Here is a 13,196-nt window from a genome sequence, read left to right on the forward strand (position 1 = left end):
CTTGGTCGCCATGCCCGACGCCGCCCCCGCACGCACACCCGCCGCGCCGCCTTCCTGGACGGCGCGGCATTGCGTGCGCGCGCTCCTGGCCGCGTCGCTGATGCTCGCCTCCACCGCCGGCTGTGCCCGGCAAGGGACAGATGTGACTCCAGGCAAGGCCTTCGAAAACCCCGGCAACGCGCAGTTCGCCGCCGCCATCACGGGCGGCGACGAAACGCTCGCACGCGAGCTGCTGGCCGCCGGCGCCAACCCCAACGCCGTCGACGAGCAGGGCCAGCCGCTGCTGCAGTGGGCGATGAAAGCCGGCGATCGCGGCGCGTTCCGCCTGCTGCTCGCGCTGGGCGCCGATCCCGCGCTGGGCGACCGCGACGGCCGCACCGCGCTGCACCTGGCCGCCATGGGCAAGAGCGAGGGCTGGCTGGACGCGCTGCTCGAACACGGCATGTCGCCCGACACGCCGAACACCGTGACCGGCGCGACGCCGCTGTACGACGCGCTGCGCGCCGACAGCGAGGACAACATCGACATGCTGCTGCGCGCGGGCGCGCGCCTGGACGTGGCCGACCGCAACGGCACCACGCCGCTGCACCAGGCGGCGCTGGTGAAGGATTCCGCCGCGGTGCTGCGCTTCCTGGAAGGCGGCGCCGACCCGCGCGCCACCGACCGCACCGGCGCGACCTTCCAGGACTACCTGTATCGCGGCGATCCGAAACTGCTCAACGCTTCCACCCGCCGCGACCTCGCAAAGATCGACGCCTTGCTCGAGGCGGAAGGCATCACGGTGCAGCCGCGCGGCTGAGGCCGCGCGCGCGTTTCCTCAGCTTTCCCGGCGCGCGATCAGCGCCGGCGCTGCCAAGGCGCCTGCCAGCCGGCCGGCGGTTCGATCGCCACACCGGCGGCGGACAGCAGGCGGCGCCCCAACTGGTCTTCGGTATCGAGCGAGGGATCGGCCAGCAGGCGTGCGAACGCCGCGTCATCGCCATCCTCGCGCATGGCCAGTTCGCCCAGCTGCTCCTGGCGCCAGTCGACGCCGCGACGGCGCGCATCCAGGGCGCCCGCCTCGGCCGCACTTCCCGCCTGCTCGCGTGCCATCGACAGGCCGATGCGCTCGTCGAGCACGGTCTGCGGCCGCGCCAGCAGTAGTTCCGCCATGCGGCCGCAGGCCGCGGCGCGACCGGGCGCGCGCAGCTCGCGGCCAGTGCATGCACCCAGCACCTCGCGGTAGTCCGGCAGCAGCAGGGCCTGCAGCGATGCCGCCCAGCCTGCGGCGTGGACCTCATTCGACGGGCGCGCGCCGTCGTCCAACGTCGCCCATTCCGACGCGGTCGGCGGATGGCGGCGCAGCGCGCCGGCGGCCCAGCGCTGCAGCGGATACGGGTCGGGCGTGTTGCGGCCCGACTGCGCGGCAGCCGCGAGCACGCCTTCGGCATCCAGCCCCTGGAACATCACCGGCGCGAGGTTGCCCGGCTCGAGCGACTGCCAGCGGCGCGCCGCTGCAGCGGCCCCGGCCTGGTGGTCACCCACCATGGCGGCGGCCACCAGCAGCTGCTGGGTGATGGTGTCACCCGCGCCCTTGGTGGCCGCTTCGGCACGCCAACGCGCGGCATCGGCGGCCAGCACGGTGGCACCTTCGTTCGGGCGCGCCGTTGCTTCCAGCACCGCGGCCAATGCCAGGTCGCGGGCACCGTCCGAGCGCCCCAGCGCGCGCGCCACGCGCAGGCTGTAGGCCTGCCAGGCTTCGGCACGCTGCTGCGCACGCTCCAGTTCTTCCTGGGTGGGTTCGGGCGGCTGTTGCATCTGCGCAAGCGCAGGCGCGGACAGCGCGGGCAGCAGCAGGAAGGGCAGCAGCAGGAATCGGATGCGCATGCACGGCTCCATCTCGTGATCGACCGTCCGCAGCATATCCGCGCCGGCGTGCCGGCGATGCCACGCCGGGCACGCGGCGCAAGCGTCCGTTCAGTAGCCGGCGGCCTGCCCGTCCTTGCGCGATTCGCTGGCACCGGTCCAGCCGCCGTGCGGATTCACCATGATCGCCTGGTAGCCGCCGAATGGACCGAGCGCGGAGCGCACCGAGTGCCCGCGGCCCATCAGCGCGCGCACCGTGACCTGCGGGAAACCCGATTCCAGTTCGATCCAGCCGCCGTCGGACATCACCGTCGCGCGGCCCGCGGGCTCGGTGGAGCCGTCATGGTGGATGCGCGGCGCGTCGCCGGCTTCCTGCAGGTTCATGCCGAAGTCGATCATGTTGAGCAGGATCTGCACGTGTCCCTGCGGCTGCATCGCGCCGCCCATCAGGCCATAGGACAGCCACGGCTGGCCGTCCCTGGTCACGAACGCGGGAATGATGGTGTGGAAGGGCCGCTTGCCCGGGGCGTAGGCGTTGGGATGTTCCGGGTCACCGAGCACGAACTGCTCGCCGCGGTCCTGCAGGATGAAGCCCAGCCCCGGCGGCGCCATGCCGCTGCCCATGCCGCGGTAGTTGGACTGGATCAGCGACACCATCATGCCGTCGGCATCGGCGGTGGTGAGGTAGATGGTGTCGCCTTCGTCGAGCTGCTTCGGCGTGGCCGGCTGCACTTCACGCAGCACGCGGTCGATCGACATCAATTTGCCGCGCTCGCGGGCATGGTCCTTTGAGATCAGCTTCGCCACCGGCGCCGGATGGAAGGCGGGATCGGCATACCAGCGCGCGCGGTCGGCGAAGGCGATCTTCTTGGCCTCGACGAACAGGTGCACGTGCTCGGGGCTGCCGAAGCCGTAGGACGCGAGGTCGTAGGGCTCCAGCAGGTTCAGGATCTGCAGCGCGGCGATGCCCTGGCCGTTGGGCGGCAGCTCCCAGACGTCATGGCCGCGGTAATTGGTGGACACCGGCTCCACCCACTCGCCGCGGTGGGCGGCCAGGTCGTCATGGGTCAGGAAGCCGTCGTGCTGCCTGAAGTAGGCATCCATCGTGCGCGCGATGTCGCCGCTGTAGAACGCGTCGCGGCCGCCGTCGGCGATCTTCTGCAGGGTGTCTGCGAGGTTCGGGTTCTTCCAGGTCTCGCCGTTGCGCGGTGCGCGGCGCTCGCCACCCGCCGCGTCCGCGACGGTGAACTGCTCGCTGAAGCCCGGCCACTTCGACAGCCGCGGCACCGAGCGCGCCCAGTAATAGGCGATGGTCTCGTGCACGGGATGGCCGTCGCGCGCATAGCGGATCGTGGGCGCGAGGTTCTGGGCCATCGTGCGCTTGCCGAAGCGTTCGTGCAGCGCGAACCAGCCGTCGACCGCGCCCGGCACCGTCACCGGGAGCGGGCCGTGCGCCGGGATGTCGGCCAGGCCGCGCCGTTCGAACTCGGCCGCTGCCAGCGACATCGGCGAGCGGCCGGAGCCGTTGTAGCCGTGCAGCCGCTGCGTCTTCGGGTCCCAGACGATCGCGAACAGGTCGCCGCCGATGCCGTTGCCGGTCGGCTCCATCAACCCCAGGGCCGCATTGGCGGCGATGGCGGCGTCCACCGCCGAGCCGCCGGCCTTCATCACGTCCAGCGCGATCTGCGTGGCGAGCGGGTGCGAGGTCGCGGCCATGGCCTGCGGCGCATGCACTTCGCTGCGGGTGGCGAAGGGCTGGCCGGTGATGCGGTCGGCGGCAGCCGAGGGCGCCGTGGCGAACAGCAGCGCGGCAAGGGCAAGCGGGACGCGGATGGACATGGCGATGCGGGCCGGAGGCTGCGGGAAACGCACCTTAGCAAGCCCGACCTAGGGTGCGCCCCCGCTTGAAGGCGGTGCCGGGCGACGGTCCACTGGACGCAGACCCTGCAGGAACGCCGCCATGCTGCACGCACGCCTGGACAACGACTCGGCCGCCGGCATCCATCTGCGCAGCCTGCAGGCCGCGCCGCCGCCGACCGCACCGGCGGCCAACGCCCCGGCCCTGCAGCCGCTCCAGGGCCGCCACGAGCCGAGCTACCACCCGCAGCTGTCGGCGCTGGCCTCCGCTGCTCCCGCCGCGCCCCAGTGCGCGCCCGATGGCGTCGGCCCGGGCGGGCTCTCCGCCGTGGCCGGCGGTACGCAGGCACGGGAATTCGACGTGGTGCTGTCGCAGCTGGCGACTGCGGTCTATGAAGGCCGTCCGGCACCGCCGGCCGGCTGGAGCGCGGTCACCGATGCCGACCTCGGCGCCGTCGGCATCGAGGATCCCGCCGCCTGGCGCGCGCAGTACCTCGACGGCGGCGACCAGCTGCTGGCCCAGCATTTCAAGGCCGAGATCTACAGGGACTGCGACGGCAACTTCGTGCTCGCCTACCGCGGCACCGACGGCACCGGCGCGGACTGGATGAACAACTTCCGCCAGGGCGCGGGCTTCACCACCAGCGACCAGGTCGACAAGTTCAGCGGCCTGGCCACGCAGACCGCGGTCGAGTTCGAGCGCCGCTTCGGCACCATGGACGAAAGTGGCAACGCCACCAACCTCGCCATCACTGGGCATTCGCAGGGCGGCGGGCTGGCGTCGGTCGCTTCGCTGGCCTCGGGCGTGTCGGCGGTGACCTTCGACGCGTCCGGCATCCATCCCAATACCCTCGACCGCATGGGCATCGACCCCCAAGCCGCGCGCGACATGGCCGAGGGCGGCCTGATCCGCCGCTACTCCATGCACGAGGACCTGCTGACGCAGTTCCAGGAGTCGAGCCCGTTCGCGCTCGCCGCGCCCGACGCGCTGGGCACGCAGATCGTGGTCAAGCCCGAGGGCGTGCAGGATCTGGCTTTGGTGCCGCGCGGCCTCGCCCTGGAAACCGGGCTGCCAACGCCGGTCGCGATTGGCCTTGGCACCGGCCTCGAAGTGCTGGATCGCCTCAACGTCCCGGTGCTGGGCGATGTCGCCAGCCTGGTGCGCGGCGCGGTCAGCCACAGCCCCGAACTGCTCACCCAGGCCATGATCCAGCAGCAGCCGTGGCAGCCCGGCTACCAGAACCCGAGCGATACCGGTCGCGCCCTCGCCGACCTGGTGCCCGACGCGCTGCAGGATGATTTCGCGCGCAACACGCACGACCTTGCCAGCGACATCGCCGAGGTGGTGAACACCGACCTCGCCAACGGCAACGGCATCCAGGGCGGCTTCCGCATTGCCGGCGACGTGGTGGAGGGCGTGTTCAATTCCACCGGCGACACCGTGCGCCACGGCGCCGACGCACTGGCCGACCGCATCGACGCGCGCATCGATGGACCGGTAGGCGACGTCGCGGCAAGCGTGGTCTCCGGCGGCGGCAAGGTGGTCGAGGCCGTGGCCGACTTCGGCGGCAACGCGCTGGAAACCGGCATCGACGTGGTCGGCGGCGGCATCCAGGCCGTGCGCAACTGGTTCCGCTGACCGCGCGCCGCTGTGGCACCATCCGTGGGCATGCGCACCAGTGCCCTGATCCTCCTCCTTGCGGCAAGCGCGGCCGCCTGCAGCCGACCGCCGACCATGGACCACGCCTTCATTGAGCCCCAGCTTGCGCCGCTTGCCGATGCCGCGCTTCGCGGCGACGCCGAAGCGTTGCGCGCCGGCCTCACCGGGATCCACCCCGACACGCCGGGCGCGGACGGCACCAGCCTGCTGCAACTGGCGGTGGCCGCCGGACAGGGCGCGTCAGTGGATGCGCTGCTCGACGCCGGCGCCGATCCCAACCGGCAGGCCCCCGCTGGCGGCAGCGCAGTGCATGCCGCGGCCTTCGGCGACGATCCCGACATCCTGCGCACCCTGCTCGAGCGCGGCGGCAACCCCGACCTGCCCAACAGCGTGACCGGGGAAACCCCGCTGGCGCGCGCCATCCTCGGCCGCGGCGAAGCGCAGGTGCGGATGCTGCTCGACGCCGGCGCGGATCCCGGCGCGGCCGACAACAACGGCGGCACGCCGCTGCATGCGGCCGGTGCGATCAACGCGGGCGCGGTCGTGCTGATGCTGCTCGAAGCCGGCGCGCCGGCGCACGCCACCAATTCCGCCGGCGACAGCTTCCAGCCCTATTATTTCCAGCTCGACGACGCGCTGCTCAATGCGCGGGCGCGGCAGGAACGCGAAGCGGTGATCGCATGGCTGCGAGCGCACGATGTCCCGCTGGAAGCGGGCGTGGGCGAGTAGTCCGCAGCGGTCCCGCCAGGGACCGAATGGCCATCAGGCCAACGCGCTCAGGGCCAGGCCGGCGGATTCGCCTGCCAGGCCGCGACCACCTCGGCCAGCAGCGCGCGATCGTCGGCGCTCCACTCCGGCAGCAGCTGCGCCAGGTCCGGCGCCTGCCACTGCTGCGGCTCGGTGCGCACGGCTGCGGCATACCAGCGCACCGCCTCGTCCTTGCGGTCGAGCTGCCACAGGCCCAGGGCCAGCGTCGGCGGCAGCCAAGACGGCCCCTTCAGGCGCTCGGCGCCGGCGACGCGCCACTGCTCCAGTGCGCCGGCGAAGTCGCCGCTGCGATACAGGTCCCAGCCGTGGTTCCAGTGCAGCGCATCGCGCATGCGCGCGCCGTCCGCGCGCGACCGCGCTTCGGAATAGAGCGCGGCGCCGGTTTCGGCGCGGCCGGAGGCATAGGCGATCTGCGCCAGCTGGGCGGATGCCAATGCGCCTTCCCCACGGCGGCCGCGCTCGCGGGCCTTGAGCAGGCGTTCGACCGTGGCGTCGTCGGTGCCGGGATACAGCTGCAGCGGACGTGTCACGTCGCTGTCGGCTTCGAAATAGAACTCCTTCGGCTTGGGGATCTCCTGGGCGCACACGGCGAACGGGAGCAGGACGAGGAGGGCCGCGCCGAGGCGGCGTGCGAGATGGCGTTTCATTGCGTGGCTGCTGTGGCGGGGCCCCTGCACCCCGCGTGCATGGTAGCGGGTGCGCCGGATGGATTCAGCCCCGGGCGCGGATCGGGCCCTGGAGCCCCCGGCAGGGACGGCCTCCGGCCGCGGCCAAAGTCACGGCCTCACGGCCACTTGCTAGAATTCGCGCCGCTTTCGCGTCCCGTCCCCGGCCCTGCGCTCCCGCGCACGCGGGCCGTGCAGACGCGCCCCTCCGCCAGCGCTCCGCCTGCCACAGGGTCCTGTCATGACCAGCACCGCCGAACTCTCCTCGCCCGCGTCCGCCAACCTGGGCCTGACCCACGGCGTGACCGATCACGACTACGGCCTTGAGGACAAGTACACCCGCACGCAGGGGCGCATCTACCTGAGCGGCGTGCAGGCCCTGGTGCGGCTGCCGATGATGCAGCGCCTGCGCGACGAGGCCGCCGGGCTGGAGACCGCCGGCTTCGTCTCCGGCTACCGCGGCAGCCCGCTGGGCGGCTTCGACCTGGAACTGTGGCGCGCGCGCAAGCACCTCGAGGCTGCGCAGGTGCGCTTCCAGCCGGGCCTCAACGAGGACCTCGGCGCCACCATGGTCTGGGGCACGCAGCAGACCAACCTGTTCCCGGGCGCCAAGGTCGAGGGCGTGTTCGGCATGTGGTACGGCAAGGGCCCGGGCGTGGACCGCTCCGGCGACGTGTTCAAGCACGCCAACGCCGCCGGCACCTCGAAGCACGGCGGCGTGCTGGCGCTGGCCGCCGACGACCATGCGTGCCGCTCGTCCACCCTGCCGCACGGCTCCGAGGGCGAGTTCAGCAGCGCGCTGATGCCGATCCTCAACCCGGCCGGCGTGCAGGACATCCTCGACATGGGCCTGGTGGGCTGGGCGATGAGCCGCTACACCGGGCGCTGGATCGGCTTCAAGACCATTGCCGAGACGGTGGAGTCGTCGGCATCGGTGGATGTCGACCCGTTCGCGCTGCAGATCGTCACGCCGGACGATTTCGAGCTGCCGCCCGGCGGCCTCAACATCCGCTGGCCCGATCCGCCGATGGACCAGGAGATGCGCCTGCACCGCTACGCGGTGAAGGCCGCGCAGGCGTTCGCGCGCGCCAACGGCATCGACCGCGTGGTGATCGACTCGTCCGCCGCGCGGCTCGGCATCGTGACCACCGGCAAAAGCTACCTCGACGTGCTGCAGGCGCTGGAATACCTGGGCCTCGATGCGCACGCGTGCGCGGCGCTCGGCATCCGCGTCTACAAGGTCGGCATGACCTGGCCGCTGGAGCCGGTCGGCATTCGCGCGTTCGCGCGTGGCCTGGAGGACATCCTGGTGGTGGAGGAGAAGCACGCCTTCATCGAAAGCCAGATGAAGGAGCTGTTCTACAACTTCGACTTTGGCCTGGATGGCGGCCGCCGTCCGTCGATCGTCGGCAAGTACGACGAGGCAGGCGAGTGGATCCTGCCCAGCACCGGCGAGCTCACCCCGGCGACCATCGCCGCGGTGATCGCGCGCCGCATCCAGCGCTTCCATGACAGCGAACACATGCGCGACGTACTGCGCTGGATGGAAGAGAAGGAAGGCGCGCTGGCGCTGCCGCGCGCGCAGTTCCCGCGCGTGCCGCACTACTGCTCCGGCTGCCCGCACAACAGCTCCACCGTGGTGCCGGAAGGCTCGCGCGCGATGGCCGGCATCGGCTGCCACTACATGGTCACGTGGATGGACCGCAGCACCGACACCTTCACCCACATGGGCGGCGAAGGCGTGACCTGGTCCGGGCAGGCGCCGTTCACCGAGACGCCGCACGTGTTCCAGAACCTCGGCGACGGCACCTATTTCCACTCCGGCACGCTGGCCATCCGCCAGTCGATCGCCACCGGCGTCAACATCACCTACAAGATCCTCTACAACGACGCGGTGGCGATGACCGGCGGCCAGCCGGTGGACGGCACGCTCAGCGTCCCGCAGATCGCCCACCAGGTGAAGAGCGAAGGCGTGGAGGTGATCGCACTGCTGTCCGACGAGATCGAGAAGTGGAGCGACCCGTCAATCTTCCCGGCCGGCGTCACGTTCCATGACCGTCGCGAACTGGATGCCGTGCAGAAGCGCCTGCGCGAAGTGAAGGGCACCAGCGTGCTGATCTTCGACCAGACCTGCGCCACCGAGAAGCGCCGCCGCCGCAAGCGCGGCAAGCTGGTGGATCCGCAGAAGCGCGTGTTCGTGAACACCCTGGTCTGCGAAGGCTGCGGCGACTGCGGCAAGAAGTCGTTCTGCGTCTCGGTGCTGCCCAAGGAAACCGAGTTCGGCCGCAAGCGCGAGATCGACCAGTCCAACTGCAACAAGGACTACAGCTGCGTCGAAGGCTTCTGCCCGAGCTTTGTCACCGTGCTCGGCGGCAAGCCGCGCAAGGGCCGCAAGGTCAACGCCGCAGAACATTTGGCCAAGCTGCCGGACCCGGTGTTCGCCAGCGATCTTGCGCAGCCGTGGAACATCCTGATCACCGGCGTCGGCGGCACGGGCGTCGTGACCATCGGCGCGCTGATCGGCATGGCCGGGCACCTGGAAGGCCGCGGCTCCACCGTGCTCGACCAGACCGGACTCGCGCAGAAGGGCGGCGCGGTGACCACCCACATCCGCATCGCGCGCGCACCCGACAACATCCACGCCTCGCGCATCGCCGCGGGCGAGGCCGACCTGGTTCTGGGCTGCGACATGGTCGTGGTCAACGACTACTGGGCGCTGTCGAAGATCCGCGCCGGCCGTTCGCAGGTGGTGCTCAACAGCCACGAGGCGATGCCCGGCAGCTTCACCACCCGCCCGGACATGCAGTTCCCGGCCGCCGACATCGCCAGCGCCGTACGCCAGGCGCTCGGCGGCGACGCGGACGTAGGCGCCACCGCCGCGGACGCCGCGCTGCACATGGTGGACGCCACCCAGCTCGCCAACGCGCTGATGGGCGACGCCATCGCCAGCAACCTGTTCATGCTCGGCTACGCCTGGCAGCGCGGCCTGGTGCCGCTGTCGTTCGACGCGCTGATGCGCGCGGTGGAATTGAACGGCGCCGCGGTCGACATGAACCGCACCGCCTTCGCCTGGGGCCGCCTGACGGCCGTGAACCCGGACGCCGTGTACGACGCCGCCGGCGTCGTGCGCAACGCCCGCACCGCCGCCGAAGCCACCCCTAACGCGCTCGACGCGCTGCCGCCCGGCGACTGGGAAGGCAACGAATGGGGTGCCACCAGCGCGCCCATGCCGGCGCGTACCGAGGACGACCTGCGCCACCTGCCGTCCGCGGACGACCAGGTCGCCTACCTGCCGCTCGACGACGCCCGCCTCTCGCGCTCGCTCGACGAACTGGTCGCGCGCCGTAGCGCCTTCCTCACCGACTACCAGAACGCGAAGTACGCCCGCCGCTACACCGACTTCGTGGCGAAAGTCCGCGCGGCCGAGCAGGCGCGCGCGCCCGGCGCCAGCGACCTCGGCGAGGCCGTCGCCCGCTATTTCTTCAAGCTCATGGCCTACAAGGACGAGTACGAAGTGGCGCGCCTGTACACCAGCGGCGAGTTCAAGCGCCGCCTGGAGCAGCAGTTCGAAGGCGACTACACACTGCAGTTCCACCTCGCGCCGCCGCTGCTGGCCAAGCGCAACGCAAACGGTGAGCTGCAGAAGCAGGCCTTCGGCCCGTGGATGCTCACCGCGTTCGGCGTGCTGGCCAAGCTGCGCGGCCTGCGCGGCACCGCGCTCGACGTGTTCGGCCATACCGAAGAGCGGCGCATGGAGCGCGCGCTGATCGACGACTACGAGCGCACCGTCAGCGGACTGCTCGATGGCCTGGACAGCGGCAACATCGCGCTGGCCGCGGAGATCGCCTCCATCCCCGAACACGTCCGCGGCTACGGCCACGTCAAGCACGCGCATCTGGAAACGGCGAAGGCGCGCGAGGCGGAGCTGCTGCGCGAATGGGCCAATCCGCTGCGCATCGTGCAGGCGGCGGCATAGCGGCAATTGGCCCCGATGGCTGGGTTAGAGTATCGCCGCAGGCCCGGAGCGCCCGATGGCACGCGTTCCCGCGCATGCGTCGTTCCTGGCACAGGCTGGAGATCCGCACGATGACAGCTGCGGTTGACGAGTCACCACGCGTCGTGTTGCTCGAAGACGATGCCGAGCTGCGCGAAGACATCCTGATGCCGGGATTGACGGCTTACGGCTTCACCGTCGTCGGGGTTGGCACGGCCGCCGCCTTGTATGAAGCATTGCGGTCGAACGTGGCCGATATCGCCGTACTCGATGTCGGCCTGCCCGATGCCGACGGTTTCAGCGTCGCGCAAGCGGTGCGTGCGCTGTTGCCGGGCATCGGCATCGTCATGCTCACCGGCCATGGCGAAGCGTCCGACCAGATCAGGAGCCTCAGCCAGGGTGCGGACGCCCATCTGGTCAAGCCGGCCCAGGTCGAGCTTCTGGCCGCGACGATACGAAGCCTGCTGCGCAGGTTGCGCGGCCAGAACGCATCCGTAGCGGGCGTGCGCTGGCATTTCGACGCCAAGGATTGGTGCATGGTTTCACCGACGGGACGCACCGTGGCGCTGAGCAAGACCGAGCAGCGGATCATGGGCTGCCTCGCCGCCGCGCCGGGCGAACTGGTGACCCGCGAGCAGCTGGTCGCGGCCGTGGCCGAGAACGTGCACGATTACGATCCGCACCGGATCGAATCGGTGATCTACCGCCTGCGCAGGAAAGTCATGAAGCAATGCGGCGAACCCCTGCCGCTTACCGCCGTGCACGGCAAGGGCTACGTGCTGGAGTACGCGCGCCGCGATTGAAGCGCGGCATCCGGACGTCGCCGCTGTTCAATCGGCAGTCGGCGGAGGTACTGCCGGCAGCTGGACCACGAAAGTGCTGCCTCCCCCCACGACGCTGCGCACGCCGATGTTGCCGCCGGCGCTCTCGAGCAGGTCGTGGATCACCGCCAGTCCGAGCCCGGTTCCGTCCACCTCGTCCTTGGTGGTGAAGAACGGCTCGAAGATGTGTTGCAGCAGCTGCTCGTCCATGCCCTGGCCGGTGTCGGAGAGTGCGATCTCGACGATGCCGTCGGGGCTCCCCGACAACCGGATGCTGAAGCGGCCGCCGTGCTCCATCGCATCGCGTGCGTTGGCGGCGATGTTGAGGACCATCATTTCGAATTCGCCCCGGTCGATCCGGACATGCAGTGGCGCAGTCGGGTCGGGCATGTCCAGGCCTATGGTCCGTGGCAACAGCTGCCGCAGCATCGGTTGCAGCTCGCCGATGAGCCGACCCACCTCGACCACCTGCGGCCGCAGCATCTCGTGGCGGCTGAAGACCAGCAGCTTGCGGGTGAGGGCCGTGCCGCGCGCGGCCGCCACTTCGACTCCACTCAGCGCCTTGGTGAATGCCCTGTCCCGCGCACTGCGGTTCTCGATGTCCGGAATGTCATGCCGCTGTCCGGCATAGCCCATGATCACGTCGAGGATGTTGTTGAAATCGTGCGAGAGGCCGCTGGCCAGGCGCCCGGTGGCTTCCATCTTCTGCGCGTGGATCAGCTGCGACTGTGCGCGCTCGCGTTCGGCCATTTCGCGCTGCAGGTCGCGGCCACGCGCATTGGATTCGGCCAGGCTCTCGCGCAGCGCCTGGATCAAGCGGTCGAGGACGATGGTGATCAGCGCATAGCTGATCACGACCACGGGTGCATTGGCCAAGGCCGTCCGCAGCGGTACGCCGAGCTGACTGGCACGGACCGCATCGCTCGCGAAGCCGGTGGCGAACACCAGCATCAGCAGGCCGAAGACCGTCCATAGCGCGCTGCGCCCCAGCACGAGGCCGCTGATCACCAGCGTCAGCATCGTCGGCGCCGGATCGGCCAGCTGCGATTGCACGCCGAGCCGGGAAAAGGTGACCAGCATCGAGATCAGCTGCGGCGCGAGGAACAGCACGATCGCCGGCCTGAAACGGCCATGCCGGATCAACGCGATGCTCACCCAGGCCAGCGCGGCGATGGCCATGTCCATCAACAGGACGACCAGCGAGCCTTCGAGAACGCCGCCGCGGGTCACGCCGTGCCAGATCCAGATCAGCGGCAACAGGATGCCGTAGAACAACAGCAATACCTGCATCACCGGTGCGTTGCGGCGGTCCAGGGGATCGGTGATTGGCGCACTGCGCAGCCAATGGATGAAGCCGTTCCACATTCCGGAAGCACCTCGAAGCTGCCTTGGACACGCAGGCAGGTGTGTGATCGCGCACGTGCCGATCGGCACCGGTGAGAACCCGGTGAGTATTCATTGAGCAAGGCGTGTGTGACAACACATCCCGTCGCGACGTAGTTTCAACGCGGTCGGCGCGCGGCATACAGCGGCCAGGTTCGTCCACGGCAGGGTGATTCCGACAACAGCTGCATCGATGCAGCGGC

At 70.3% G+C, this 13,196-nt stretch carries 9 protein-coding genes; 5 read left to right on the forward strand and 4 right to left on the reverse strand.

Annotated elements, in window-relative coordinates:
* Positions 1-73 precede the first annotated feature (73 nt).
* Positions 74-799: an ankyrin repeat domain-containing protein gene (locus ACW5F0_RS12615; protein WP_456966052.1), complete on the forward strand. Its 726-nt coding sequence runs from the start codon at positions 74-76 to the stop codon at positions 797-799.
* Positions 800-837: 38 nt separating this feature from the next.
* On the opposite strand, the gene ACW5F0_RS12620 is transcribed toward ACW5F0_RS12615, so the two are convergent.
* Positions 838-1,866 (reverse strand): hypothetical protein, encoded by a 1,029-nt coding sequence (locus ACW5F0_RS12620; RefSeq protein ID WP_456966051.1) that lies wholly within the window; start codon positions 1,864-1,866, stop codon positions 838-840.
* 90 nt (positions 1,867-1,956) lie between these two features.
* Positions 1,957-3,684: a gamma-glutamyltransferase gene (gene ggt, locus ACW5F0_RS12625; protein ID WP_456966050.1), complete on the reverse strand. Its 1,728-nt coding sequence runs from the start codon at positions 3,682-3,684 to the stop codon at positions 1,957-1,959.
* Positions 3,685-3,805: 121 nt separating this feature from the next.
* On the opposite strand from ggt, the gene ACW5F0_RS12630 reads away from it, so the two are divergent.
* Together ACW5F0_RS12630 and ACW5F0_RS12635 are read left to right on the forward strand one after the other, a co-directional pair.
* Positions 3,806-5,341 (forward strand): lipase family protein, encoded by a 1,536-nt coding sequence (locus ACW5F0_RS12630; RefSeq protein ID WP_456999859.1) that lies wholly within the window; start codon positions 3,806-3,808, stop codon positions 5,339-5,341.
* Between the two features lie 30 nt (positions 5,342-5,371).
* Complete coding sequence (locus ACW5F0_RS12635) at positions 5,372-6,091, forward strand: ankyrin repeat domain-containing protein (protein ID WP_456966048.1); 720 nt, start codon at positions 5,372-5,374, stop codon at positions 6,089-6,091.
* Positions 6,092-6,138: 47 nt separating this feature from the next.
* Here the strand turns inward: ACW5F0_RS12635 and ACW5F0_RS12640 are convergent, their stop codons facing one another.
* A complete protein-coding gene (locus ACW5F0_RS12640; protein ID WP_456966047.1) occupies positions 6,139-6,777 on the reverse strand; it encodes a tetratricopeptide repeat protein in 639 nt (212 codons plus the stop codon).
* Between the two features lie 259 nt (positions 6,778-7,036).
* Here ACW5F0_RS12640 and ACW5F0_RS12645 point away from each other — a divergent pair, with 259 nt between their 5' ends.
* The gene (locus tag ACW5F0_RS12645) at positions 7,037-10,771 is read left to right on the forward strand and encodes an indolepyruvate ferredoxin oxidoreductase family protein (RefSeq protein WP_456999860.1); all 3,735 of its coding nucleotides are present in this window, start codon (positions 7,037-7,039) and stop codon (positions 10,769-10,771) included.
* A 74-nt stretch (positions 10,772-10,845) separates the two neighbouring features.
* A complete protein-coding gene (locus tag ACW5F0_RS12650) occupies positions 10,846-11,592 on the forward strand; it encodes a response regulator transcription factor (protein ID WP_456966045.1) in 747 nt (248 codons plus the stop codon).
* A 27-nt stretch (positions 11,593-11,619) separates the two neighbouring features.
* Here ACW5F0_RS12650 and ACW5F0_RS12655 read toward each other — a convergent pair whose 3' ends face one another.
* On the reverse strand, positions 11,620-12,975 hold the full coding sequence (locus ACW5F0_RS12655) for a sensor histidine kinase (RefSeq protein ID WP_456999861.1): 1,356 nt from the start codon (positions 12,973-12,975) through the stop codon (positions 11,620-11,622).
* Between the last annotated feature and the right edge of the window lie 221 nt (positions 12,976-13,196).

This window comes from Luteimonas sp. A534 (assembly GCF_054072805.1).

Coding starts and splice junctions, on each gene's coding strand:
- ACW5F0_RS12650 (WP_456966045.1), top strand. CDS start 10,846: ATGCGTCGTTCCTGGCACAGGCTGGAGATCCGCACGATGACAGCTGCG.
- ACW5F0_RS12635 (WP_456966048.1), top strand. CDS start 5,372: ATGCGCACCAGTGCCCTGATCCTCCTCCTTGCGGCAAGCGCGGCCGCC.
- ACW5F0_RS12620 (WP_456966051.1), bottom strand. CDS start 1,866: ATGCGCATCCGATTCCTGCTGCTGCCCTTCCTGCTGCTGCCCGCGCTG.
- ggt (WP_456966050.1), bottom strand. CDS start 3,684: ATGTCCATCCGCGTCCCGCTTGCCCTTGCCGCGCTGCTGTTCGCCACG.
- ACW5F0_RS12630 (WP_456999859.1), top strand. CDS start 3,806: ATGCTGCACGCACGCCTGGACAACGACTCGGCCGCCGGCATCCATCTG.
- ACW5F0_RS12640 (WP_456966047.1), bottom strand. CDS start 6,777: ATGAAACGCCATCTCGCACGCCGCCTCGGCGCGGCCCTCCTCGTCCTG.
- ACW5F0_RS12645 (WP_456999860.1), top strand. CDS start 7,037: ATGACCAGCACCGCCGAACTCTCCTCGCCCGCGTCCGCCAACCTGGGC.
- ACW5F0_RS12655 (WP_456999861.1), bottom strand. CDS start 12,975: ATGTGGAACGGCTTCATCCATTGGCTGCGCAGTGCGCCAATCACCGAT.